Origin of the sequence: Rhizobium sullae (assembly GCF_025200715.1) — a bacterium.
In the GTDB taxonomy this organism is placed as follows: domain Bacteria; phylum Pseudomonadota; class Alphaproteobacteria; order Rhizobiales; family Rhizobiaceae; genus Rhizobium; species Rhizobium sullae.
In genome coordinates this window covers 18,727-43,451 of record NZ_CP104145.1, presented here as the reverse complement: position 1 = coordinate 43,451, position 24,725 = coordinate 18,727, and the positions used below count along the sequence as shown (strand labels likewise).

At 59.0% G+C, this 24,725-nt stretch carries 16 protein-coding genes and 7 pseudogenes; 7 read left to right on the top strand and 16 right to left on the bottom strand.

Going from position 1 to position 24,725, the window contains the following annotated elements:
* Positions 1-3: 3 nt before the first annotated feature.
* From N2599_RS34250 to N2599_RS34235, 4 genes and pseudogenes are all read right to left on the bottom strand, one after another.
* Positions 4-1,644, bottom strand: a pseudogene (locus N2599_RS34250) (acyl CoA:acetate/3-ketoacid CoA transferase); the annotation flags it as partial.
* A gap of 264 nt (positions 1,645-1,908) precedes the next feature.
* Complete coding sequence (locus tag N2599_RS34245) at positions 1,909-3,081, bottom strand: iron-containing alcohol dehydrogenase (protein ID WP_027513102.1); 1,173 nt, start codon at positions 3,079-3,081, stop codon at positions 1,909-1,911.
* Positions 3,082-3,202: 121 nt separating this feature from the next.
* Positions 3,203-4,788, bottom strand: a pseudogene (locus N2599_RS34240) (acetolactate synthase large subunit).
* Positions 4,789-5,742: 954 nt separating this feature from the next.
* The gene (locus N2599_RS34235) at positions 5,743-5,964 is read right to left on the bottom strand and encodes a hypothetical protein (RefSeq protein WP_027513101.1); all 222 of its coding nucleotides are present in this window, start codon (positions 5,962-5,964) and stop codon (positions 5,743-5,745) included.
* Positions 5,965-6,132: 168 nt separating this feature from the next.
* Here N2599_RS34235 and N2599_RS34230 point away from each other — a divergent pair, with 168 nt between their 5' ends.
* From N2599_RS34230 to N2599_RS34220, 3 genes are read left to right on the top strand one after another with little or no spacing between them, the layout of a single operon-like run.
* Positions 6,133-7,011: an HAD family hydrolase gene (locus N2599_RS34230; RefSeq protein ID WP_027513100.1), complete on the top strand. Its 879-nt coding sequence runs from the start codon at positions 6,133-6,135 to the stop codon at positions 7,009-7,011.
* Positions 6,998-7,165, top strand: a complete 168-nt coding sequence (locus N2599_RS34225; RefSeq protein WP_165928349.1) for a hypothetical protein — start codon at positions 6,998-7,000, stop codon at positions 7,163-7,165. The genes N2599_RS34230 and N2599_RS34225 overlap by 14 nt, the downstream gene beginning before the upstream one ends.
* Positions 7,166-7,179: 14 nt before the next feature.
* Positions 7,180-7,827 (top strand): phosphoribosyltransferase family protein, encoded by a 648-nt coding sequence (locus N2599_RS34220; protein WP_027513099.1) that lies wholly within the window; start codon positions 7,180-7,182, stop codon positions 7,825-7,827.
* Positions 7,828-8,544: 717 nt separating this feature from the next.
* On the opposite strand, the gene N2599_RS34215 is transcribed toward N2599_RS34220, so the two are convergent.
* The 10 genes and pseudogenes from N2599_RS34215 to N2599_RS34170 form a co-directional block, all read right to left on the bottom strand.
* A complete protein-coding gene (locus tag N2599_RS34215; protein ID WP_027513097.1) occupies positions 8,545-9,801 on the bottom strand; it encodes an AAA family ATPase in 1,257 nt (418 codons plus the stop codon).
* 61 nt (positions 9,802-9,862) lie between these two features.
* Positions 9,863-10,046: pseudogene (locus N2599_RS34210) on the bottom strand (SDR family NAD-dependent epimerase/dehydratase); the annotation flags it as partial.
* Positions 10,047-10,125: 79 nt separating this feature from the next.
* Positions 10,126-11,289, bottom strand: coding sequence for a hypothetical protein (locus N2599_RS34205; RefSeq protein WP_245209316.1), 1,164 nt, complete (start codon positions 11,287-11,289; stop codon positions 10,126-10,128).
* 163 nt (positions 11,290-11,452) lie between these two features.
* A complete protein-coding gene (gene phaC, locus N2599_RS34200) occupies positions 11,453-12,562 on the bottom strand; it encodes a class III poly(R)-hydroxyalkanoic acid synthase subunit PhaC (RefSeq protein WP_027513095.1) in 1,110 nt (369 codons plus the stop codon).
* 3 nt (positions 12,563-12,565) lie between these two features.
* On the bottom strand, positions 12,566-13,225 hold the full coding sequence (locus N2599_RS34195) for a poly(R)-hydroxyalkanoic acid synthase subunit PhaE (protein WP_051336807.1): 660 nt from the start codon (positions 13,223-13,225) through the stop codon (positions 12,566-12,568).
* A gap of 33 nt (positions 13,226-13,258) precedes the next feature.
* Positions 13,259-14,434: an iron-containing alcohol dehydrogenase gene (locus N2599_RS34190; RefSeq protein WP_027513094.1), complete on the bottom strand. Its 1,176-nt coding sequence runs from the start codon at positions 14,432-14,434 to the stop codon at positions 13,259-13,261.
* A gap of 56 nt (positions 14,435-14,490) precedes the next feature.
* A pseudogene (locus tag N2599_RS34185) lies at positions 14,491-15,645 on the bottom strand (thiamine pyrophosphate-dependent enzyme); the annotation flags it as partial.
* Positions 15,646-15,740: 95 nt separating this feature from the next.
* Positions 15,741-16,405: pseudogene (locus N2599_RS34180) on the bottom strand (thiamine pyrophosphate-binding protein); the annotation flags it as partial.
* Positions 16,406-16,571: 166 nt separating this feature from the next.
* A pseudogene (locus N2599_RS38060) lies at positions 16,572-16,635 on the bottom strand (AAA family ATPase); the annotation flags it as partial.
* A gap of 550 nt (positions 16,636-17,185) precedes the next feature.
* Complete coding sequence (locus N2599_RS34170) at positions 17,186-17,314, bottom strand: hypothetical protein (RefSeq protein ID WP_259671699.1); 129 nt, start codon at positions 17,312-17,314, stop codon at positions 17,186-17,188.
* Between the two features lie 746 nt (positions 17,315-18,060).
* Here N2599_RS34170 and N2599_RS34165 point away from each other — a divergent pair.
* From N2599_RS34165 to N2599_RS34150, 4 genes are all read left to right on the top strand, one after another.
* Positions 18,061-18,210 carry a hypothetical protein gene (locus N2599_RS34165; RefSeq protein WP_156915380.1) on the top strand — a complete coding sequence of 50 codons (150 nt, stop codon included), beginning with the start codon at positions 18,061-18,063 and terminating at the stop codon, positions 18,208-18,210.
* 302 nt (positions 18,211-18,512) lie between these two features.
* Positions 18,513-18,869 carry a Nif11 family protein gene (locus tag N2599_RS34160; protein WP_027513709.1) on the top strand — a complete coding sequence of 119 codons (357 nt, stop codon included), beginning with the start codon at positions 18,513-18,515 and terminating at the stop codon, positions 18,867-18,869.
* A gap of 136 nt (positions 18,870-19,005) precedes the next feature.
* Entirely contained in the window at positions 19,006-20,397 is a 1,392-nt protein-coding gene (locus N2599_RS34155; protein WP_245209333.1) for a radical SAM family RiPP maturation amino acid epimerase, read from the top strand.
* Complete coding sequence (locus tag N2599_RS34150) at positions 20,394-22,343, top strand: RiPP maturation radical SAM C-methyltransferase (protein WP_027513711.1); 1,950 nt, start codon at positions 20,394-20,396, stop codon at positions 22,341-22,343. Before N2599_RS34155 ends, N2599_RS34150 begins: the two co-directional genes overlap by 4 nt.
* Positions 22,344-22,474: 131 nt before the next feature.
* On the opposite strand, the gene N2599_RS34145 is transcribed toward N2599_RS34150, so the two are convergent.
* Positions 22,475-23,664, bottom strand: a protein-coding gene (locus tag N2599_RS34145) for an IS3 family transposase (RefSeq protein WP_156915381.1) whose coding sequence is annotated in 2 segments (ribosomal slippage) — positions 22,475-23,412 and positions 23,412-23,664 — 1,191 coding nt in all. Because the reading frame shifts where the segments join, the coding sequence is not laid out codon by codon here.
* A 64-nt stretch (positions 23,665-23,728) separates the two neighbouring features.
* Positions 23,729-24,679: pseudogene (locus tag N2599_RS34140) on the bottom strand (cytochrome P450); the annotation flags it as partial.
* Positions 24,680-24,725 lie beyond the last annotated feature (46 nt).

Here is a 24,725-nt window from a genome sequence, read left to right as displayed (position 1 = left end):
CGTGCTGCGCTCTGCATCGAACTCTATGCCCTCTGAAAGCAGGCGTTCGAGCAGCAGCTGGTCGAGATTCATCGGACCGTCGGCGAAGATCACAGCCGCCATTTCGCGCGGCTGGCGGATGATCGGCCGGAACTCCATATGGGCGAGGATGTCGCGCTCGATATCGATCCCCGGCGCGACTTCGATTAGTTCCAGCCCCTCAGGGATCAGCGAGAAGACGCAGCGCTCGGTGACAAACAGCACGGTCTGGGGGGTCTCGCGGGCATATTCGCCCGAGAAGGTGATCTGCTCGACCTTTTCGATGAACTTCGCCTGCCCTTCCTGCAGGATGACGAGCTTGCAGTCCCGGATCTCGGTGCGGAGGTCCTTGGTAAATGTGCCGCAGAAGACGAGACGGCGGGTGTTCTGCGAAATGTTGATGAAGCCGCCGGCGCCGGCGAGGACATCACCGAACCGACTGACATTGACATTGGCTTGCGCATCGACCTGCGCGAAGCCGAGAACGGCGAGGTCCAGCCCGCCGCCATCGATGAGATCGAACATCTGGTTCTGGTCGATGATCGATTCGGGGTTTTTGGCCGCGCCGAAGTCCAGCCCGCTCTGTGGGGTGCCGCCGATGGTGCCGGATTCGGTAGTGAGCGTGATCTTGTCGATGATCCCCTCTTCCGTCGCGACCGCCGCAACCCCTTCCGGCATGCCGATGCCGAGATTGACGACATCGCCCATCCGCAGTTCTAAGGCGCCGCGCCGCGCGATGATCTTGCGTTCGTTCAGTTCCATGGAGGCGGCGCTGTCCGCCGGCGCGCGGAATTCGCCGGAGAAGGCGCCGTTGTATTGGGTCGCATAGGTCTGCATGTGATGCTCCGGCTCGGCGACGACGACACAGTCGACCAGATGGCCGGGGATTTTAACCTCGCGAGGGCTGAGCGAGCCGGCGGCGGCGATCCGCTCGACCTGCGCGATGACAATACCCCCGCGGTTCTTGGCGGCGGTGGCGATCGTCAGGTTGTCGAGCGTCAGCGCCTCCTTCTCCATCGTGACATTGCCGGATGAATCGGCCGTCGTGCCGCGCAGGATGGCGACGTGGATGGGGAAGGTCTTGTAGAAGAGCCACTCCTTGCCGTTGATTTCCGTGAGCTTGACGAGGTTTTCCGTCGTTTTGGAATTGAGCTTGCCGCCGTCGATGCGCGGGTCGACGAAGGTCCGAAGTCCGACTTTCGAGATCAGCCCGGGCTCGCCCCCAGCGATCTCGCGGAAGAGATGGGAAATGATCCCGAGCGGCAGATTGTAGGCCTCGCACTTGCCGCTGGCCGCCAGTTGGGCCAGCTTCGGCACCAGCTTGAAATGCCCGCCGATGAGGCGTTTCACGAGCCCGTCATGCGCCAGTCGGTTGAGGCCCTTGTCTTTGCCGTTGCCTGGGGCGGCGGCAAAGACGAGAGTGAGATTGCTCGGCTCGCCCGTTTCGAGGAAACGCTTCCCAAGGGCGCAGATCACCGCCTCCGGCGTGCCGATGCCGACGAAGCCGGAAAAAGCAACTGTATCGCCCGGACGGATGGTCGCGACGGCTTCGGCGGCGGAGACAATCTTGGTGAATTTGTCAATTCGACCGTTTCCATAGGATGCGCTCTGATGCGGTGCTACCATGCTTTGGCGTTCCTTCATGTGTTCGAAGCAATGCGGTTAACCCGCAATGTGGATACGGCGGCCGTTCCGCTGCCTCCCAAAAGCTCTCAAGATTCGTGCCAGGCCGGCGGATTGAGCCGACGAACAATTATTTCCTGCTATTTCAGCTACGTGGGCGGGAATACGGGATTAGGCGAAGAGGAATGGGTGTCGCGAAGCCGACAAAGGTCACGATGATGTCGTAAGTTGAATGTGGAGATTCCGGTTGGTCGCCCGAGCTTGGGGTCATGGTCGGCTCACTCCCGCAAGCGCTTTGGCATAGATCTCCCGAACCTGGTCGTAGTCGAGCTCGCGCGGATTGTTGACCAGTAGGCGCTCCTCGTGCTTCATCGCACCCTCCGCCAGCTTGGAAAGATCGCCTTCGCCGATTCCAACCGCCGAAAGCGAGCCGGGCACCCCGCAGTCTCGGCAGATCGCCTCGATCTCGGCGATGAAGGCCGCAGCGTCCACCGCATCGGACTGGCGGCGATAGCCGGGCTGGATAACGTCGGAGAGCTCGGCATAGAGCGCTTCGGCCGCCGGGCGGTTGAATTCCAACACGTAAGGCAGGACCAGCGCAATGGAGAGGCCGTGCCCCACATCGAAGACCTCGCCGATCGGATAGGCGAGCGCGTGCACCGCGGCAACCGGCGAGTTGGCAAACGCCATGCCGGCCAGCATGGAGCCGAGCAGCATTTCCGAGCGCGCTTCGAGGTTAGAGCCGTCCGTGTAGACTTTCCTCAGATTGGCCGACAGCAGCGCCAGCGCCTTCAACGCGAGCTGGTCGGAGATCGGGTTCTTCTTGATCTTGCCGGTATAGGCCTCGATTGCGTGCGCCATGGCGTCGATGCCCGTCTGGGCGGTGAGGTGCGGCGGCAGGCCGAGCGTCAGTACGGGATCGAGGATCGCCCAGTCCGGGAGGAGGCGCGGCGAGATCACCGCCTTCTTCTCGTTGGTCGGCGTCTTAACGATGGAGGTCAACGTCACTTCCGATCCGGTGCCCGCCGTGGTCGGAACCAGCAGCAGCGGCAGCCGATCGCCGGTGGCACGGCCGACACCATAGATATCATCAAGCTTGTCCGAAGTTTTGGCGAGATAGGCGACGAGCTTTGCCGTATCCATCGCGCTGCCGCCGCCGATCGCCACGACAACGTCGACGCCGCACTCGCGGCAAATTTCTGCCGCCGCTTCGATGACATGCGACGGCGCGTCGGCGAGCACGCCGTCGAACACGGTGAGCGCGATGCCGGCTTCGGCAATCGCCGCTTCCGCTTTGCGCGTCAGCCCGGCCGCGCGTACGTTGTTGCCGGTGACGAGCAGCACATGGGCGGCCTTGTAGCCCTTGAGAAGGTCGGCGATCTCGCTGGACGCGCCTGCCCCGAAACGGATGTTGGGCGTGGTCTGGAAAGTGAAGGCCATGTGTTTGGTCCTTTTGTTTGGCTCTCTCGGGCGGCAGGGCCTGCCCGCCCGCCCCCTCTGAAAAGCCGATCCTTGCTGTCGACCGCCCCGGCACTCCCCGAGGCGGTTTATTTCGGGTCAATCAGGCGCTCGGCGGTTTCGCCTTGGGCGAGCGAAGTTCGCCGAGCAGTCGCTTGTACTTTGAATCATCGACCGGCACTGCGACCACATGCACCCCGCCGCCTTCGAAAGCGGCTTCCAGCGCCGGCACCAGATCGTCCAGCGTTTCGACCCGCGTGCCCTTGGCGCCACAGGCTTCGGCCAGTTTCACGAAATCCGGATTGAGGAAGTTGACACCGTAATTCGGGAAACCTTTGGCGGTTTGCTTCGCTTCGATCATGCCCCAGCCGCCGTTGTCCAAGATCAGGACGACGAGGTTTAGCTTTTGTTCGACGGCCGTCATCAGTTCCTGGCCGGTCATCTGAAAGCCGCCGTCGCCGCAGACCGCCATCGCGCGGTGCCCGGGATTCAGCATCGCCGCCACGATCGCTGAGGGCACGCCGGCGCCCATGGTCGCGAGCGTGTTGTCGAGCAGCAGCGTATTGGGGTGATTGGTCCGATACTTCCGGGCGAACGGGATCTTGTAAAGGCCATTGTCGAGCGTAACAATGCTGACTTCCGGCATGACCTTGCGAACAACGTGCACTATGCGATCCAGCGTGACCGGCCAACTTTTATCATCGGCACCCTCGCCAATCAGGGAGAGGATCTCCTCGCGCAGCGGCAGTAGCGCGCCGGCATTGAGCAGCTTGCCCTCGAGGCGATCCGCCAGCGCCGCGACTGAAGCGCCGATCTCGCCGATGACTTCGAGCTGCGGCCAATAGGCCTGTGTGAAGGTCGCAGGCTGATGTGCGATGTGAATGACCTTCGGGCCGCCCTCAGACATGATGAACGGAGGCTTTTCGCACGTGTCGTGGCCGATCGCGATGATCCAGTCGGCCTTGTCGACGGCCTCGTGGACATGGTCACCTTTGGAAAGCGCCGCCGTGCCCATATAGAGGTCGGAGTCCTCCGCCACGACGCCCTTGCCCATTTGCGAGGTGAAGAAGGGAATGCGGGTGCGTTGCACGAAGTCGCGGAATTGGGCGTTCGAGTGCTGGTCGAGGCGGCTTGCCGCCCCGCCAAACATGATCAGCGGACGCTTGGCCGCAACGATCATTTCAACCGCGCGATCGAAGGTCTTGGTAATCACAGTTCATCCTCCTCACATTCTTCGGCCGCAATGTCTTCCGGTATTACAACAGACACTGGGCCTTGCTTTTCCTCTTGAGCGATGCGGAACGCCTCACTGAAGACTGGCCGGATCATTTGCACCGACCCGATCTGCACTGCGTACTTGGTGAGCCCCTCCATCACGGAGACGAGGGGGCTGACCTGAAAGTGCCCATGGAGGCTGCTGTTGATCGGCTTCTGGCCGGCGATCATCACCAGCGGAAATCCGCCGAGATGCGCATACTCAGCGCCGTTGGGGAAGTTAAGTGCGCCCGGGCCGCAGGTGGCGAGGCTGACGCCTGGGCGGCCGGTGAGCCGGCCCTCGGTGGCGGCCATGAGGGCCGCACCCCACTCGGTACGGGTCGGCACGAACTTGATCTTCTTCGACTTGCGCAGCGACTCCATGATGTCGAGGATTTCCTCGCCGGGGACGCCGTAGATGCGCTCGGCGCCCATTCTCTCAAGGACCGCGACAACTCGGTCGGAACCCTTGCCCTTGCGCTGTTCGCTCTTTGCGCCAGATGAATTACTAATGGACAAGATGGAACCTCTCTGACGGAAACAATACCACATGACGTTATAAAAGCGTCTATAGCCAAGGTGGTTTTCTTGGTCAATGGCCAAACGCCGTTTTTCGCGCCGACAGACCCACCGGTCCATCAAGCAGGCCTTTCGCCAGCCGCATCGAGTTTACCCGAAGATGCATTTGACCCCCTGCTCCTCGAGCCCCCGGACGAGGAGGTCGGAATCCTTGATCATACGCTGTTCGCTCTTCGGGTCAGGTGAATTGCCAATCGACACGCTATACATCCATGACGGATTTAGTGCCGCATGACGTTATAAATGCGTTTATAGGTAAACTGACTTTGTTGGTCAATGGCCAATCACCGTTTTTCGCGCCGACAGACCCGCCGGTCCATCGAGCAGGCCTTTCGCCAGCCGCATCGAGTTTTTTGTTGCTCATCTCAGTGGGGCGCATCGAGGCAAGCTTCCTCGGCTCTGCGGGCAGGCGTGGACTAGCCTCCGACCGGGACGCCTTTCGGACTGCCAAAAGGTTAGCAATGAAACGACTCATAACTGCGGCTGACGGAATCTGTGACAGCCCCATCAACTTGCCTGCCGCAAGTTTAACCTGCTCCCGGCCTTGACCGGAGAGATCGACGACATAGCCGTCGCCTACACCATGAATAGCTGACGCGCCGCAGCCGATCACCGTTGCGCAGGAGTGTGCCGAATACCCGCAAAACGCCGCAGCCGGCCGGCCTCCTGGGCCAACGCTAGCTCATCGTCCCGTAAAGCGAAATGATCGAGCCCGATCGGGAGTTAGCCTTTCCGCAATCAGCGTGTTGGCCACGGCCGCGAGCTGACAGGTCCGGCAGCGAAGCGCCTCCTCCTCGATCAGACGTTGGTTTATTCTAAGGCTGGAACATGTGCGTAGCCGAACACGGCAAATCGACTGGGGTGCATGGCGGCGGCAGCTCCCGCGGCGTTGGCGCAGGACTGCGTCGTCTGATTTGGAAGGCCGTTGATCAAGTCAAAATTGATGCGGTTTACCTCGTGGCGGCGCAGTGGATTGGCCACACTCGCCGTCAACTCCTCGCCTTGGATTCGATTGGTTTGCTTCTTGAGCATCGGGTTCGAAGCTCTGTACGCCGATGCTCGGTTCACCCCGGCCGCTAGTAGCGAGTTGAATTGTTGCCGCGGCATTATACGCAGACTGTTGACTGACGAGGGCGACCGGTTTAAATTCCGTGACGGATTTAAAGCGCCATTTGGCCCAAACTACGTCATGGAGATTTTATGCCGAAAATGAAAAAGCGCGCCCTGAAAGGAAGTCGGCGTCGGAGTGCATTCGTCGCCATGTTGCCGATCCAGGGAACGGCTTGTACGGCGGATCGGATTGGGCTGCCCGCCCAGTTGGAAGTGGCGCATCCCGACGATCCGTTTCGGACCCGCCCACACGCCGCAGCCGAAACGGCTGCGGGACCAACCACAGTTACACATCGTTTGAGGGATCGCAGATCCGGGGGAGCCACGTCGATCAGTCATATTTCTTTTGACGTTTGGAACACTCTCGTAACGGCGAACCCAAGTCATGCGACGATGAGAACCAAGTTTCTCGCCACCTGTTTTGATACGGAAGAAGCAGCTGTGAGGAATGCATACGCGGAGGTCAAGAAATGGGTTAACCAACACGCGATCGAAACGGGGTACGCCCCATCCCTGTCCGAAAATATTCGTCTGCTTATGATGCGCTGTAATGTTCAAAAAGATCCAGGCTTAATCGCAATGGCGTTTGAGCACGTTTTTGAGAATTGCAAGCCAGTCGTTTTAGACACGACGGTGAGGTTAGTCCATTCGTTGGCAGACGACGGGTTTACGCTATCAATTGGTAGCAACTCGAGTTTTATTAGCGGCACGACGATGCACAACTTTCTTGAGAGCACCTTTGGATGTGTATTTCGGTTCGGAATTTATTCCGACCTGCTTGGATATGCAAAGCCAAACGAGGCATTTTTCAACAAAATCATCAAGTCGTGCGGCGTTGCGGCCGACAACATCCTGCATGTGGGCGATGACGCCATCTGCGATCTGCAAGGTGCGCGCAGCTCTGGAATGCGCGGCGCCCTGGTGGGAAGATCTGAGGACATTCAAGAGGCTGTTTATGACGCAGTTTGAGGAGTTTGCGCTTCATGAATTTCAATCAATCGAGGATGCACCCTTTCGACCGGAGCAATATTCGCGTCTGAAGTTTGGTTGCGACGAGGCCGCTCGCGAGATGGGCCACCAGATTGCAGCGCGTTCTTCGAAAAACACGCATCCACAATACTGAACAGCCGCTGCCTGATGATTCCGTCGCCATTCAATTTCGTTCCGAATGCAGCAAATGTAATGACGATGCATTTGCTAGACCGCCTCAACAACCACATCGTTGATGTGGAATATGCGACTGTCCCGCGAAAGATCAGTTACATGGACGATTACGGACTTCTTTCAGGAGAAGATCGAAAATCATTGATTGCTGGTGATCGGTTCTACTTCAACTCGCAACATTTTGAAGGTCGTTGTCTTCTGTTTATCGACGATGTGAAGATCACTGGCACTCACCAAAACAAGTTGGTCGACCTCATGCGCAAGCAGCAGTTAGAGAACAAAACATTTTTCCTGTATTTTGCCCGATACACGGGCGATCGTCCTAACATAGAATCCGAGCTAAATTTTGCCGCCGTTAAGTCAATCAAGGATCTAAACCGGATCGTGGTGGAGCCTAATCATCACATGACCGCGCGGACAATAAAATATATCCTCTCGGCAGATCCAGATGAACTGTACAACGATTTCCTGAGGTTCAGAAGCTACCGATATCTTGAGACTCTTTATTTCAATTGTCTAAATGAAGGATATTACAAAATACAGAAATATCAGGCAAATATAGATATTATTCGCAATGTCGCTAATGCGATGAAAGAGAAAAGACATGCTTCTCCTAGGTAGTTCCAAGTATTACACAGCCTTATTTTTGTTCCATCGCGTTCTATATCTGCCACAATACTTGCCTGGGCTGCGGGACGACTGCTCGAAGCGTTCGACTGCCTCGCGAATTTCCAGCGGGGAAAGTGTGCGCCGTCGAATTGTGAGCCACCTGTCGCGCACCATCGGCGATACCCGTCCTGATACAGCTGCAGAAGAAATATAAGGCCGGCGGAGTTGAGATTGTCATAGTCGCGGTCGGGTTAGGCGACTCAACCCGATCCACGCGATCGGGTATGTTCGGAAACAACATTGGTTCGGCGGTAGCGGTATTTGGGGCGGCCTTCCATGAACTGCGAGCCGATATGGCGTTACGCGGATTAGGTCTAGATCAAATTTGCGAGCTTTCAGCTCGTTCACGCTCCTGGTTGTCGTAATCCCAATCATGTCGATCATAACCCGGCCGAGCGGCTCGCGGACGCTGTTTTAGACCATGGGACGCCTGGCGCCATTCTTGTCGGCGGAATCTGCGACCAGGGATCCCGATTTCCTTGAGACCGGCGACAATCACCAGACGCACGCGGCGTGGCCGCGTCGATGATATAACCATTTCCTCAAAGAATTTCTGCTTCGTAGTCTCCGCCTCCGCCATGGCGTTGACCGCCTTCAAGAGCTCAGCCGGTTCGTACAACATGAAGCGTAGGCGCTGCGTGCGTGGGCTCACTTGCTAAGTCCCCTGGATTAGGAGCTCGCCTTACCTGCAGTCCGCGAAGCCCTCGACACATACATCGGGGGACGGCCCCAAACCTTATATACTATGTCCATTACCTCCGCATTGGTGGAATTCAGCGTTTCCATCGCTTGCTCGTACGCCGACCGGCCTACCTCTCCCACTGACAGCTCATATAACGATTGGTGTTTCAGCCAAGCTTGCAGAATCGCGCCCGATTCCCAGACGGTCGCAGTCAACAGCGTATTCCCCAGGGAGTCCCGCAGTCGTGCGACTGCCTCTTGCTGTGAGAGGTCACGCGGATCGTGCCTTGTCACCAAGAATTTAATAAAGTCATACGCTACGGGCCTTTCAGCCTGTTCGATCAAGGAGACTAAATGCTCGAAATGGCCGAGGGACAGGGTCATTTGCGAGATCTCAGGCCTTTCAGGGCGGACCGTCATCAGCACGCCGGTCGCTGCTTCATACGCACCCGCGGTCAGAAAGCTTCCATCTCCACAGTGGATAACGACGACGTCGTAAAGGTCTTCGACTTCCTTGAGCGCATCCACCATTCTGATGCTAGCATCTGGGTATCCCCACTTGCTGCGGTAGCGCCGCGAACTTTCCTCTTCGAAATCGCCGAGCTCGAAAGTACCCGGTACGAAATGAAGACCATCAAAATTGGTTTTTAGAATTACAGAGCCCATACTGACCCGACGAACGTCATCATAGCTTAAAACGGCAGACATGCTTGCGTTAAGGACGGGATAGCCAGTCGGTAAATAGCCGAACATTTTCGACAATGAGCCCCTCGCATCGAGATCTATAGCGAGAACGCGGAATCCTTGAAGTGCAAGGCCCTGAGCCAGATAGAACGATGTGGTGGTGCTTGCGGAGCCGGCGGAGCCGGCGGCTACTGAGATGATCTGCAGTTTCTCACCATCCCGCCTGCGCGGCGAAAACTTCGAAGCCTCTTTCGGACGGGTCGAAGCGAGATGAGCACGGAGTTCGTTGATCTGTGGAAGCGTATAGGAGCGTCGACCTGCGGTCCCTGTCTCCGGTGTTGGCCCCAGCCCATCAATTGACAACTGGCGCAGATAACTGCCCGACACGCCGAGAATCTCGGCAACCTCGCCCAAGGAGAACGAGCGAAGGGTGCTGGTGAATGCAATTGGATATTCAGGAGCTGCGCCCCACTCCATTAGGCGACCGCAGATTTCTTTGCGATAGCGCCCAATGCGCTCCGATGTTGGCATGTGAAAGGCTGGATTCTCAGAGTGCGGCATAAGTGGCCTCGCGACGACATTTCTTGTACATGACGCTTTTATTCTGTTTTCTGCGCCCGTCAAGGTTTAGGGAGCCCAGCACGCAGGTATTTGTCGTATGAACCGGACCGGCTCGATAATGTGGGGGCGGTGCCGGGGCAGGCGAGGCTATAGATCTCGTCGACTTCCAGATCGAGCGGGTGGACGATATCGTGGGCAACGGCCGCTGCAGGGACGATGCCGCACCAGGCGCCGATGGCGAAGATAGACGGTCAGGCGCAGATTTTCATCGCCGGGCAACTTTCGGCGGTTCGCTTTCTCGGGCAGCGTCCTGGCGGGTCGGTGTTAGTCACCGATTGCAAAGCGGGCAATTGACCAGATGAAATCCGTCTGCATGGCAACGGCTGCCTGGTCGAACTTGCCGGGATTGGTCCAGAACCAATTCGGATCCGGCGCGCCATTGGGACTGCAGGGACCGGATGGATTGGGACAGAGCGCCGGGATCGGCGGATCGACGAATCCTGCTGGCGTCGTCTTTATTCCCTTTGCGTTGACGGCGGCACGCGCATGGCAGGTGATGCAGGACGAAGTGTCGGCGAATCCAGCCTCCGTTACCGAATTGCCAAGATGCGTCGGCACGCCGGTTGCCGAGACGAAGTCGGTCTGGCTGCCCTTCAGGCAGTAATGTTCCCACACAGCCGAAAGGCCCGCAGAGCGCAGCATCGCTTTCAGTGCGTCGTTCTTTGCACAGGCGCTGTAGGGCCGATCAAGGACCTCATTCGCGTCCACGTCGGCGACAACCGCACCATAGGCATCATGGCATCCGGTATAATCGCAACGGCCTGGATTGTTCTGGTGCTCGAACGTTGCCCAGGTCCAGTTGGGCAGCACCTTACTGATGATATGCATGGCGATTAGCGCGTATTTCTTCCCGTCAGGTGCCTCGCTGACATAATAATCGGCGCTATCGACCTCATCGGCGGGTACCCAATTTGCCTTGACTTCCATGGCGCCGACAGGAGCTGAGATCGGCCGGCCGGCATTATAGAAGGATCGCAGACCGGCCTTGGTAAAGAGCTGGTTGCAAACGATGTAATCGAAAGTCGCATGGTTGCGGCGAACTTCTTCGCTCCCGTCGGGCGACCCATGCGGGACGAGGCCCAGCGGAGCCAACTGCTGGAGGGCTGGAAGACTCAGTATTTTTGGACCGGCCAGGGGAGTGGCGATTTCCGCCGCTCCACCCGACTGTCCACAGGACGGGTCACCTTTGGCGCCCGGAAAAACCGGGTGCGGAGTGAATGTATCTTCGTTCGAAGCCCATGTTTCGAACAAAACCTTGCCAGGCGTCGCCGCGACGGGACCAGCGACATAAGCGAGGAAACGCCAAGACGCCTCGTCCGGCCTGTTGATTGCGAGGTTGGCATCGACAGACTCAGTGAAGCCGTCGAGAGGTATGGACGCCAACGTAAAAACGGCACCCGTTGCAAATAATCTGGAAATCCAGTGCATCTTGTTCTCCAAGCAGTTTCATCAGTCTCCGAGCTTTTTCGGAGGGGATTTTGTATTCTATTGGAGACATCGCGCCTCGAAGCGGAAAAGGCGACTGCCGCCCCAACGGGTGATCGTGACGGCTTCGGCGGGGGAGAAAATCTTGTTTGCTTATAGCTATCCCCTACCCGTCCCGTGCCTGGAGCCATTCGGCTATGGTTTTGGCGGGCTTCCCCTGCGACTCGCTCGAGACGAACAGGCCGACATGCCCGCTCGGATGCGGAATCTCCGTATAGTCGGTGCTGCCGATCTTGCCGCCGAGGGCCTTGGAGCAGGCCGGCGGAATGATATGGTCGTCCCGCGCGTAGATGTTGAGCACGGGCATGTCGATCGCGCGGAGGTCGACGATGCGGCCCGACAGCTCGAACCTGCCCTCGGCCAGGCGGTTCTCCTGATAGAGCTCCTTCAGCCATCGTCGGCCGGCTTCGCCCGGGTGATCCGGCCGGTCGGCCAGCCATTTCTCCATGCGCAGGAAGTTCATCAGCCGGTCCTTGTCGTCGACGATGTCGAAGAGGCCGACATTGTACTTGGTCAGCGAGTGCATCGGTCTCATGAGCGAGAAGATCGAGCTCATGAATTCGCCGGGGATGACGCCGCCCAGCGCATTGACCATGCGGTCGATATCCTCGGGCGCAAGCGAACGAATCCAGATGTTGAGGAGGCCTTGAATCGCCGCCGGGTCATCGATATCGGCGTGGAAGTCGATCGGCGTGATGGTCAGGATTAGGTTCTTGACCTTCTCCGGATGGAGTGCCGCATAGCAGGTGGCGAAGACGCCGCCTTGGCAGATGCCGAGCAGCGTTACCTTGTCATGGCCCGTCTCGCGGCAGATCCGGTGCACCGCCTGGTGGATATAGTCGTCGACATAGTCGTCCATCATCAGCCAGCGCTCGGTGCGGCCGGGCTTGCCCCAGTCGATCAGCCAAAGGTCGGTGCCCTCGGCGAGCAGGCTACGCACCAGCGAGCGGTCGGACTGGAGGTCCGCGATAGTGTAGCGGCCGACCAGGCTATAGACGATGAGGACCGGCGTCTCGACGGTGCGCTTGGCCGTCGGCTCGTAGCGAAACAGCTCCACCTTGTCGCGGCGCATGACGAGCGTCTTCGGGGTTGCTCCGACATCGACATCCTCGTCGCGGATGCCGGCGAGCACGTTCGCCCCCTTGTGAAATTTGCCGACATTCTCGGCGAAATCCTTCAGGAAGCTGGTGAAGGCGGTTTCGCGGGGTTCGGTCATCGCTCATCCCTTTCCTGGTTGTGTGGCGAAACCGCGTGCACCTTCGACTTCATCGCGCTGTGCCCTGATGCTGGCGCGCAGCTCCCGCCTGAGTTCCGTGAACTGCCGCGTCAGCTCGTCGAAGTCGTGCTGGCTCGGAACGCCTAACAGCTTGGCGACGCTGTCGGTCATTTGCTGCTGGCAGGTGCGCAGGTCCAGCGCGGCGAGCAGCAATTCGCGCTGCGCGGTGAGGAAATCCTTAGAGCGCAGGTTGCTGATCATTTCCTCGTTCGCAATGCACCTCCACTTGTTGAAGGCCTTGCGCCAGCCGAAATCCTTGGCGTCTTCTTCCTTCGTGTCGGCGAGCGTTGCGCTGTAGCGTTCATAGGCCTTGCTCCACGGCACGGAGGCTATGGCGTGATAGGCCGCCATGCGCTCGCCCACGTCCATCCAGGCCGCCATCAGAGCGTAGACCTGGTCGAGGTTCCACATGTCGGCAAGGCGCGGGGCTTCCACCATGCGCTTGATGGTTTTTGAGATCTCGCCGCCCTGCGCGGCGGCAAACAGGCTGCTGTCAGCCGCGCGCGTGGTGAGGAAGGGCATCATCGATTTGAACCACAATTTTTCAACCTCCCCTGCCTGCTCGATGTTGCTGCGCCACATTTCCGACATGCGCAGCAGCATCTGCGAGAATTCCGGTTGGTCGTCCGAGCTCGGTCATGGCCTGCTCGCTCCCGCAAGTGCTTTGGCATAGATCGCCCGGGCCTGATCGTCGTCGAGCTCGCGCGGATTGTTAACCAGTAGGCGCTCCGCGTGCTTCATCGCACCCTTCGCCAGCTTGGAAAGATCGCCTTCGCCGATTCCAACCGCCGAAAGCGAGCCGGGCACCCCGCAGTCTCGGCAGATCGCCTCGATCTCGGCGATGAAGGCCGCCGCGTCCGCCGCATCGGACTGCCGGCGATAGCCGGGCTGGATAACGTCGGAGAGCTCGGCATAGAGCGCTTCGGCCGCCGGCCGGTTGAATTCCAACACGTAGGGCAGGACCAGCGCAATGGAGAGGCCGTGCCCGACATCGAAGATCTCGCCGATCGGATAGGCGAGCGCGTGCACCGCGGCAACCGGCGAGTTGGCAAACGCCATGCCGGCCAGCATGGAGCCGAGCAGCATTTCCGAGCGCGCTTCGAGGTCCGAGCCGTCCGTGTAGACTTTCCTGAGATTGGCCGACAACAGCGCCAGCGCCTTCAGCGCGAACTGGTCGGAGGTCGGGTTCTTCTTGATCTTGCCGGTATAGGCCTCGATCGCGTGCGCCATGGCGTCGATGCCCGTCTGGGCGGTGAGGTGCGGCGGCAGGCCGAGCGTCAGTTGGGGATCGAGGATCACCCAGTCCGGGATGAGGAGCGGCGAGATCACCGCCTTCTTCTCGTTGTTCGGCGTCTTAACGATGGAGATCGGCGTCACTTCCGATCCGGTGCCCGCCGTGGTCGGAACCAGCAGCAGCGGCAGCCGATCGCCGGTGGCAAGGTCGACACCATAGATATCATCAAGCTTGTCCGGGGTTTTGGCGAGATAGGCGACGAGCTTTGCCGTATCCAGCGCGCTGCCGCCGCCGATCGCCACGACAGCGTCGACGCCGCACTCGCGGCAGATTTCTGCTGCCGCTTCGATGACATGCGATGGCGCGTCGACGACCACGCCGTCGAACACGGTGCGCGCGATGCCGGCTTCGGCAATCGCCGCTTCCGCATTGCGCGTCAGCCCGGCCGCCCGCACCTTCTCATCGGTGACGAGCAGCACATGGGTGGCCTTGTAGCCCTTGAGGAGCCCGCCGATCTTGCTGGACGCGCCTGCCTCGATAAGGATTTTGGACGGGGTCTGGAACGTAAGGGGCTTCATGTTTTGGTCCTCACTGGTTGCTTTCTCGGACGGCAGTGCCTGTCGCCCGAGGCGGTTTATCCTAGGTCGCTCAGGCGCTTCGTTGGTTTCGCTTTGCGCGAGCGCGGCTTATCGGTAAGCCCTCGCTTGTAATCCGAATAAACGATCGCCACTTCGACAACATGGACGCCGCCGCCTTCGAAAGCGGCTTCCAGCGCCGGCACCAGATCGTCCGGCGTTTCGACGCGCGTGCCCTTGGCGTGATAGGATTCGGCCAATTTCACGAAATCCGGATTGTCGAATTTGGTGCCGAAATTCTTGTAACCCTTGGAGGCCTGCTTACAGCTGATCATGCCGTAGTCCTTGTTATTCAGGATGACGATGACCAGGTTGAGCTTGAGGCGGACGGCCGTCTCCAGTTCCTGGCTGGTCATCTGGAAGCCGCCGTCGCCGCAGAGCGCCATGACGCGTTGCCAGGGATTGAGCATCGCGGCCGTTATCCCCGACGGCAGTCCTGCTCCCATCGTTGCAAGAGCATTGTCGAGCAGCAGCGTATTGGGGGCATTGGTCTGGTAGTTGCGAGCGACCGAGATCTTGTACTGGCCGTTGTCCAGCACCAGGATGCTGTCATGCGGCGTCATCACCTCGCTTATATCGTTGACCAAACGCTGTAGCGCGAAGCTGTCCTCCGTCGCCCGCGCGGCGGTGCGCTCGAGAATGGGCTCGCGTAGGTAAAGAAGCGCCTGCGCGTTTGGCAGCTTGCCCTCGAGGCGATCGGCCAGCGCCTTCAGCGAATGGCCGATCTCGCCGATGAGCTGGAATTGAAGGAAGTAGACCGGCTCGACTGGTGGCGCCTGTTCTGCGATGTGAATGACCTCCTGGCCGCCCTTGCGCATGATGAACGGTGGCTTTTCGGTCGTGTCGTGGCCGATCGGGAGGATCAGGTCGGCCTTGTCGATGACCTCATGCACATCCTCGCCTTCGGATAGCGCCGGCGTGCCCATATAGAGGTGGGAGCTCTCGGATACGGTGCCCTTGCCCATTTGAGTGGTAAGGAACGGAATGCCGGTGCGGATCACAAACTGCGCCATATCCGCTGCCAAGCCGAGATTAGAGGCGGCGGCACGCGAGGCGGCTGCCCCGAATATCAGAAGCGGACTTTTGGCTTCGGTGATGCGGGCGGCGATTTGATTGAGGGTCGCATCGCTTGCTATCGGCCGTTCGAACTGGTGCAGGAGGTCGGACCCCTTGACCATGCGCTTTTCGCCCTCAGGGCTGCGAGTGTTCTTTCGTTGCCTTGTCATGTCAATTCCTTTCGATTGCTGCCTGTGCGAATCGTAAACTGCGCGAATCCGGTGTAGAGCGGGGACGCGAGGCGACTGCCCCGAACATCAGAAGCGGACGTTTGGCTGCGGTGATGGGGCGTCGGCGCAATCATCAGACCTCCTCCTCCTCGCATTTTTCGGCCGCAATATCTTCCGGAAGCTCAAGATACACTGGCCCCTGCTTTCCCTCCTGGGTGACGCGGAAGGACTCCCTGACCATCGACGGGATCAACTGCGCCGATGCGATTTGTATTGCGAGCTTGGTCACGGGCTTCATCACCGCGACGGCGTCGACCCTCTGAAAACCTGCCTGGGGGCGGCTCTTGATCGCCTTCTGGCCGCCAATCATCAGAAGCGGCATCCCGCCGAGAAAGGCATAGCCAGCCCCGTTGGGGAAGTTGAGCACGCCCGGACCGCAAGTGGCGAGGCAGACGCCGGTCTTGCCAGTCAGGCGGCCATAGTTCGCAGCCATGAGGGCCGCGGCCCACTCGGTGTGGGTCGGCACGAACTTTATCTTCGTCTTCGACTTGCGAATGGATTCCATGATGTCGAGGACTTCCTCGCCGGGGATGCCGAAGATGCATTTGACCCCCTGCTCCTCAAGCCCCCGCACAAAGAGGTCAGACCCCTTGACCTTGCGCTTCCGACGTTTAACAGACTGCGTCACAACAAACCTCCTGACGGTCTATTATTATATAACGGAAATAATCCGTCATGATGCATTTCTAACGTCATTAGGTAGGAGCGTCAACAGCCATTAAGCTGCCGCGCCAACAAAATTACCGGCTCTATCGGAGCAAGGCCTTTCGTGACGGCTTCGGCGGCGGAGACAATTTTGGTAGTGGACTTGCCAATTCCGCCCTTTCCATAGAATGCGATCTGACGCAGAGCTGCCATGCTTGGGGTTCCTTCATGAGTTCGAAGCAATGCGGTTATCCCGCACCGCGGATGCGGCGGCCGTTCCGCTGCCTCGCAATAGCTCTCAAGATTCGTGCCAAGCCGGCCGATTGAGCTGACCAACAATTATTCGCTGCTATTTCAGCGATGTGGGCGGAAAATATGGGATTGGGCGAAGACGATTGCGTGTCGCGCAAGCTGACAAAGGCGACGACGATGTCGTAGGTTGGCGTGGAGAATTTCGGTTAATCGGGTCATCTGGAACTGCATTTGTCGACTTACGACCCGCGCAGGAAAAAATTAAGCGGAGATCGCATTGTCCCGAAGTTTGATAGAGGGGGAGGCTGATCGCCGATGTCTGTCGCAAAGTAGAAGCTTCTAACGCGACCTTCTAAATTAGCACAAAATATACCGGTCTGATGCCCTCGCAAGTGAAGCGTCAACGCCATTTTGGAAGGGCGAACGTCAAGCTGAAGCGAACTGTCGCCGAGCTATCGCTGAACAAGACCGTGCTGCAGGGGTGTCACCTTCGTTCATGCAAGCGTCATGATTATTCAGGTCGCAGGCGCACGGCGAGAGCCTCGCTGAGGTCACCCACACCAACGGGATCGTCCGCCTCCCTGCGCAAGGCCTTGGCATCATCAAGCAGGGAATCGCTGTGTTCGGACTTTTCCTGCATGCCGGACAATCGTCCTTCGGAGATCCTGCTTTCGCCTGACGCTCTTCGCTCAATTACAACGCTCTGGCATAGTGATGGACGAAACGGTCGATCAACATGCCGTAAATCCTGTGAAAAAAGGCTTCGTGCCCGAACTCTTTATTCCGAACGGAGCGTGCGGACCTGTCATCATGACCAGCTGCAACAGCACTCCAGGCGCGCAGGGCCGGATACATTTATGAAACGGCAAGCGTCATTTGCTCGACGTCGTGGTCCCTTGAGTGGGGAGAGGCCGCTCAAACATTTTTGGCCGATGGCGGAGCAGGCGCGCGCGCCAGACGGCAACATTATGCAGGGTACCAGATGCGGGACGAGGTTACCTCGTCCTGGTGAATGGGATCGCTCGCCGCGGCGCTTGATCGATGATCCCACCGGAGACAGCGCTATTGGGTAAGTGGGATCGTATCCCAGGGAGTGGTTTAGCGCGATAGCACTGGCCTGCCAGTGTTTTCCGGTGGGGTCGGTTGTTGATGACAATCAACCTACGACATCGTCGTCGCCTTTGTCAGCTTGCGCGACACGCAATCGTCTTCGCCCAATCCCATATTTTCCGCCCACATCGCTGAAATAGCAGCGAATAATTGTTGGTCAGCTCAATCGGCCGACTTGGCACGAATCTTGAGAGCTATTGCGAGGCAGCGGAAGGGCGGCCGCATCCGCGGTGCGGGATAACCGCATTGCTTCGAACACATGAAGGAACCCCAAGCATGGCAGCTCTGCGTCAGATCGAATTCTATGGAAAGGGCGGAATTGGCAAGTCCACTACCAAAATTGTCTCCGCCGCCGAAGCCGTCGCGAAAGGCCTTGCTCCGATGGAGCCGGTAATTTTGTTGGCGCGGCAGCTTAATGGCCGTTGACGTTCCTGCCGAAAAGATCATAATTCGGCCATATGACGGCTTAGTACCGTCATATCTTAATTAAACCGTCAGGAGGTTTGTTATGCCGCAATCTGATAAACGGCGGACGTGCTCGCCGGCATCCGCGACGAGGATGTCGATGTCGGAGCGACGCCGAAGACGTATCATGCTTCACGCACGGCCAAGGCTTTCTGAGCTCGAGGCGATCTGGAGATTAAAGATGTCCAAAACTGAACTTAAGCGTTTTGTTGGCGATCTGGGGAAAGACGTCAGCCTGCTAGAATACGTGAAGGAGATTAAAGATGTCTGATACTGAACTTAAGCGTTTCGTTGGCGATCTGGGGACAGACGTCAGCCTGCTCGAATATGTGAAAAAGAATGCTACCGGTCTTGCATCACTGGTGGCGAGCGGAAAGGCGCACGGCTACGATTTCACGATCGATGAGGCCAAAAGTTTCATAAAGGCCAGAAGCCCGGGTGGCTTAACTGACAAGCAGACCGATGGAGGTGCCGGCAAGCGCCGTTCGGACGTTGTGACCTCTATCAAAGCAGTCCAGACGATCGTGGCCGCCACCACCGCTGTTGAGGCGGCACAAGCGGCAACGACTGTCTTTGAAGCTGCCGAAGCGATTGTCGTGGTCGCTGCGGTCCTCATCTAACCAAACGATCACGGGGGTGCGCATTCACCCCCGGACCTATGAGAAAGTGGAAATGGGAGGTAACCTCGTGGCGCACTCTGCTAAGGAACACTATCGACGGATCTTTGACCGGCGGACAACTGGAGAGGTCCGCACGTTGGCGCATATCAAGCGCTTCTTGGAATGTCTCGCCGGCGACGCGGCGTTCAAGGGCGCGCTTTCGGAGAACATCGACAACCCTCGTAGCGTAACGGCACGCTACGGGATCGAAGTCGACCCAATGGAGATGCTGCCGCTCTGGCATTCGAACTACCGGAAATTTTATCGAAAGCCGGAGTGTGCGTCGTGGCCATTGGCGGTAACTTGGCGTGAGTATATGGATGAGATGGTGCGTCATCGCGACATCCTGCGCGACCAAGGCAATATGTCGGTGACCTACCCTCGTTTCCATGCGTGGCGCGAGCGCCAAATACGCCGCTGCGACGACGTGTTGGGCGATTCGGCGCAGTCAATTACACACCCCGTCATTGCTTTCGAGCTGAGCGAAGGCTGCACCGGGGGCTGCTGGTTTTGCGGTCTCTCGGCGGGCCGGTTCAAAGGTTTTTTTGAATATAGCAAAGGGCATGCCCACCTGTGGCGCGGCGTGGTCGGCGTCGCCAGGGAAATGTTTGGTTCGGCAGCAAGCACTGGCTTCTGCTATTGCGCCACAGATCCGATGGATAATCCCGACTACGACCGCTTTCTCTTCGACTATTATCAAATCACCGGCACATTGCCGCAAACAACGACGGCAATGCCTCTCAAGGATCTGGCACTCACCAAGCGCGTGCTCGAGCTGTTCAAACGCTACCGCTGCGTGACCAATCGCTTTTCCGTGCTGAGCACGGCTCAACTCAATCAGATCCACGCGATATTTTCGCCCGAGGAGCTGATGGGCGTTGAACTCGTCCTGCAGGGCAAGGAGATGCGAAGTTCAAAAGCTTTCGCCGGCCGCGCGCGAAAGGAGAAACTCAGCGCAGTCAAAAACGGCGATGCAACCATGGAATCTGAGAGCGATCACTCGACGATCGCCTGCGTTTCCGGCTTTCTCGTAAACATGCCGCGGCGGCGTGTGCAATTGGTGACGCCGGTACCGGCGAGCGGACGTTGGCCTCTCGGTTATCGCATCGTGGATGAACGTTTCTTCGGAACGTCAGACGAGTTCCGGGACGAAGTCCAGAGCATGATCGATGACCACATGCACGAGAGCCCACCTCCCAACCGGCCGATCCGCTTCCGCGGGGACTTGCAGTACGAGGCCAAGCGCCATCACTTCCTCCTCCGATCTTGCCACATTGAGTATCAGGTGCCCGACAACGCCGCCTCCTCCCTTGGCGATCTGATCGCAGATGGCCGTTGTACTGCGTCGGAATTGGTTGCGCAGGTCGTAACGGATGGAGCGAGCGCCATAGCAGTTGCCGATGAGCTCGACCAGCTGCACATGAGAGGATTGCTCGAAGAGGACCTCGACGAGCGCTTTGCCTGGCGGAATGGCGAGGGAACGACATGAGCGCCGATATGCCGATCGTGCTGGTGAACATGCCTTTGTCAGCAGTTGAACGACCGTCGCTGGCGCTTGGTCTGCTGCAGTCGGCGCTGACGCGGGCCGGCCTGAAATCGAGGACAGTTTATGCCAATATCTGGTTTCTGGAATACGCTGGCCTCGCCGACTATAATTTACTTGAGACTTCCCCTCCGGAGGAAGCGCTTGTTGACTGGCTGTTCGCAGGCGTCGCATTTCCCGACTTCGAAACCAACCACGCCCTGTTCCTCGACCGGTATTTCCGGCGCAATCGGTGCCCACATAAAAATGAGGCCGAGCTTCGTGCTAATTTCCTCAAGTTGCGTTCGCTCATCGGCGGCTTCATCGATTGGACATGCGGCAAGATACTGAAGGAACGGCCGGCTATGGTGGGCTGTACCTCAACATTCAATCAGCATGTTCCCTCGCTCGCGTTGCTGCGGCGCTTGAGCGAGCTCGCGCCAGGATTAATCACCCTCATGGGAGGTGCAAATTGTGAATCCGTGATGGGACGTACTACTCATGCGCGGTTTCCGTGGGTCGACTACGTCGTGTCGGGGGAGGCCGACACACTGATCGGAGGGCTCTGTCGCGACATCCTCACTCATGGTCGCGACATCCCACCAGCCGACCTGCCGTTCGGCGTTTTCGGCCCAGCACATCGCCAGGCCGGCTATCCCGCCACGCTGACAGGCGACTTGGTGCCCCGCGCAGTGGTCGAGAATATGCATGCCCTGCCGCTGCCCGATTTCTCGGATTATTTTGCCGAGCTTCAGCGTTCGCTCTATGCCGACCGCGTGCATCCCGGGCTGCCGATGGAGTTCTCTCGCGGCTGTTGGTGGCAGCGCAGCAGCCCCTGCACGTTCTGCGGCTTGAACGGCGCATTGATGACGTATCGCCAGAAGCCGGCCGCACAAGCGTCAGAGGAGATGATCGACATGTCCAAGCGCTACGGCACGTCGCGCATCGAGGCCGTGGACAACATTCTGGCGAATGACTATGTTGAAAAGGCATTGCCTCGCCTCGTCGCCCTAACCGAAAAGCTCGCCATCTTCTTTGAAGTCAAAGCCAATTTGAAGCGCGATGAAGTCGAGACGTTGGCTGCAGGCGGTGTCCGCTGCATCCAACCAGGTATCGAGAGCCTGGATAGCCGCGCTTTGAAGCTTATGGGCAAGGGAACGACGGCAGCGCAAAATGTTCAACTCCTGAAATGGTGTCGCCAATTTGGCGTGCGGGTCATTTGGAGTATTCTGTGGGGCTTCCCCCGCGAAAGCGACGCCTGGTACGCTCAAATGGGCCGCTTGTTGCCGCTGCTGCATCATCTGCAGCCGGGACACGCTGTCAGATTGCGCTACCAGCGCTTCAGTCTCTATCATCGCGCAGCCGACCAATATGGGCTGACGCTCAGCCCGGCGGCTTCCTATCGCTACGTCTATCCGCTCTCTGAGCGCGATCTTGCTGATCAGGTTTACTACTTCGAAGACAGTGAAGACGATGATGCCGGCCGTAATTTCCGCGCACTTGACGCAGACCGCCGCCCCGGCGTTCAAGCGGTTATCCAAGGTATGGATGCCTGGGGGGACGCATGGTGCGGCCTCACGCCACCCATGCTATCGATGCGCGACACCGGTGACGAGATTATAGTCGAGGACACACGTAACGTCGCAGTGGAGCGTGAACAGGGAGTCAAAGGCTTGGCGCGCGAAATTCTACTGGCTGCAGATCAAGCTGTGCCAGAGGCCCGCGTTTGTGGACAGCTGAGCGGGGCGAACATGATGCAGATTGAGCGTGCGACTGCAGACCTTATTGCTCGCAAGCTGATTGTCCGGCTGGACGCCCGCCTGGTCGGGCTTCCACTTTGGAACCCCTGCACGCCAATGCCCGCTCTGACCGCGTTTCCAGGAGGCTATTTAGACCGACGTGTCGGCGGTTAGTGTTGCGTGCATATGCTCTTGGAACTCGAGGGATGGGGCACAAATATCAAAGCGAACCTATAGCAATTTACGGAGACTTGGGCGTGTAGCGCATTGCTGGATTTGGAACGAAATGGCCTGCCACTGAACTTTCATCCAGCGGCGGTTAGAGCCTCGGCAGTTTTGGATACGCCAATTGGCGCGGTGTGAGCAACCGGCGGAAACGCGAAGCTTTCATCTTGCGCAGCGTTGGAGCCGGTTGCGGCGATGGTCCCGGCATAGTCTGCCGGGGTCTGATATCCGAGCGACGAGTGCGGCCGGAAATGGTTGTAGTCCTCAGCCCATTCGGCGATGGCGCTGCGGGCATGATCGAGGCCGAAGAACAGGCTCTCGTTGAGCAACTCGTCGCGCATCCGACCGTTGAAACTCTCGACATAGCCGTTCTGCATTGGCTTCCCCGGCACGATGTAGTGCCATTCGACCTTGTGATCCTTCGACCAGGCGAGAATGGCATTCGAGGTGAGTTCAGTGCCGTTGTCGGAGACAATCATGTCAGGCTTGCCGCGTCGTTCGATCAGCGTCGTCAGTTCCCGAGCAACACGGCGACCGGAGATCGATGTGTCCGGGATCGCTGCCAGGCATTCGCGCGTCACGTCATCGACAATGTTGAGGACGCGGAAGCGTCTGCCGCAGGCGAACTGGTCATGCACGAAGTCCAGCGACCAGCGGGCATTGGCCTTCGCTTCAACCAGGATTGGCGCACGCGTGCCGACCGCACGCCGCCTGGCTTTCCGCTTGCGAACGGAAAGCCCTTCCTCGCGATAGAGCCGGTAGATGCGATTGACCCCGGACGGCTCCCCGTCCCGCCGCAGCAGGACGAACAGCCGCCGGTAGCCGAAACGCCGTCGCTCATTGGCGAGGTCACGCAGCTTCGCTCGCAGATCGACCTCCGGCGGCCGGCTTGACCGGTAACGGATCGTCTTGCGGTCGGCGGATATGATCTGGCAGGCCCGCCGCTCCGAAAGACCCATGACGGCCTTCAGATGCGTGACAGCGTCACGCTGGGCGGCAGGCCCTACCATTTTTTTGCAAGAAGCTCGCGGAGTGCGGCTGCATCCAGCATCTGCTCGGCCAGCAGCTTCTTCAGCCTCGCATTCTCGTCCTCGAGTGCCTTCAGCCGCTTCGCCTCGGAGACCTCCATGCCGCCATATTTGGCTTTCCAATTATAAAACGTCGCTTCCGAAAGCCCGTGCTTGCGGCAGAGGTCGGCCACCTTCGCCCCTGCCTCCTGCTCCTTCAGCACACCGATAATCTGCTCTTCCGTAAATCTCTGCTTCTTCATTCGTCCGTCCTTTAATAGGCCGGACTCTAATCCATCCTGGAGGAAATTCGCAGTGGCAGGTCAACGTCGCCGGCAGACCGACTAGCACCTTGCTCTCCGCGGGAATAAGCACGCCCGCGATGGTCACGTCGGTCCTCGGATAGCGCATGATGCCGTCCCAGCCCGCGCCCGGCGGGTACATGCGCAGGATTTCCTCCACCGCCTTATCCACGAGGGATGGATCGCCGACCAGGCGTTTGCGCTGATTCGGATGGCGGAACATGGCCAGCAGGCCGAATTCTATCTGTGCGACGGTGCTCTCGTGCCCCGCCACCAGTATGCCCGCCGCCAGGCCGATCGCCTCTTCCTCGGTCGCCTTGCCCTGGTCGACCGCCGCGAGCAGATCCGTCAGCAGGTTGTCGCCCGGATCCTGGCGCCTGCCTCGCATCTTCCCGCGAATGTAGGTGCGCAATTCTTCCCAGGCCAGGAGCGCCGCGTTACGCGGGCCTCTTTCATGCTGGTGCGTCATCACTTCGTCGGACAGCTCGGCGAAAAAGGCGTGATTCTCATAGGGCACGCCCATCAGCGCGCTGATGACCATGGCCGGAAGCGGAAAGGAGAGGTGATGTCGCAGATCGGCGGGCTGGGGCTGGGCCGCCAACGTCTCGAACAGCTGCGCGGCGATCGCGTCGATCTGCTGCGCGAGCAGCTTCACCCTGCGGTTGCTGAAGGCCGGCGCCACGATCGTGCGTAACCGGGCATGCTCGCTGCCCTCGTGCGAGCCCAGCCACCCCGGCGAACCGAGAATAACCGTAGCCGGGGTGAATGCCGCCGGCGGCATCCCCGAGGGCCGAAACGCCGGATCGGACAGTACCGCCTTGGACTCGTCGTAGCCTGTCACCCACCAGCCTTCGTGTCCGGACGGGAAGCGCACGCGGTGGATCGGACCGTTGGCGCGTAACGCCAACATTTCGGGCGAGGGCTCGATGTGATCGACGCGCCACATCGGCAGCGTCGGCAAGGATTGTCCGGACATGACGGCACTTCACTCTCTATGCGGTGAAAGGGCGGAAGGTGACCGA

Bases quoted from the DNA above. Each gene is read 5' to 3' on its own strand.
- phaC (WP_027513095.1), bottom strand. From the start codon at position 12,562: ATGACCGAACCCCGCGAAACCGCCTTCACCAGCTTCCTGAAGGATTTC.
- N2599_RS34150 (WP_027513711.1), top strand. From the start codon at position 20,394: ATGAGCGCCGATATGCCGATCGTGCTGGTGAACATGCCTTTGTCAGCA.
- N2599_RS34225 (WP_165928349.1), top strand. From the start codon at position 6,998: ATGACGCAGTTTGAGGAGTTTGCGCTTCATGAATTTCAATCAATCGAG.
- N2599_RS34230 (WP_027513100.1), top strand. From the start codon at position 6,133: ATGCCGAAAATGAAAAAGCGCGCCCTGAAAGGAAGTCGGCGTCGGAGT.
- N2599_RS34190 (WP_027513094.1), bottom strand. From the start codon at position 14,434: ATGAAGCCCCTTACGTTCCAGACCCCGTCCAAAATCCTTATCGAGGCA.
- N2599_RS34170 (WP_259671699.1), bottom strand. From the start codon at position 17,314: ATGCAGGAAAAGTCCGAACACAGCGATTCCCTGCTTGATGATGCCAAG.
- N2599_RS34165 (WP_156915380.1), top strand. From the start codon at position 18,061: ATGGCAGCTCTGCGTCAGATCGAATTCTATGGAAAGGGCGGAATTGGC.
- N2599_RS34215 (WP_027513097.1), bottom strand. From the start codon at position 9,801: ATGCCGCACTCTGAGAATCCAGCCTTTCACATGCCAACATCGGAGCGC.
- N2599_RS34220 (WP_027513099.1), top strand. From the start codon at position 7,180: ATGATTCCGTCGCCATTCAATTTCGTTCCGAATGCAGCAAATGTAATG.
- N2599_RS34195 (WP_051336807.1), bottom strand. From the start codon at position 13,225: ATGCTGCTGCGCATGTCGGAAATGTGGCGCAGCAACATCGAGCAGGCA.
- N2599_RS34205 (WP_245209316.1), bottom strand. From the start codon at position 11,289: ATGCACTGGATTTCCAGATTATTTGCAACGGGTGCCGTTTTTACGTTG.
- N2599_RS34235 (WP_027513101.1), bottom strand. From the start codon at position 5,964: ATGCTCAAGAAGCAAACCAATCGAATCCAAGGCGAGGAGTTGACGGCG.
- N2599_RS34245 (WP_027513102.1), bottom strand. From the start codon at position 3,081: ATGGCCTTCACTTTCCAGACCACGCCCAACATCCGTTTCGGGGCAGGC.
- N2599_RS34160 (WP_027513709.1), top strand. From the start codon at position 18,513: ATGTCTGATACTGAACTTAAGCGTTTCGTTGGCGATCTGGGGACAGAC.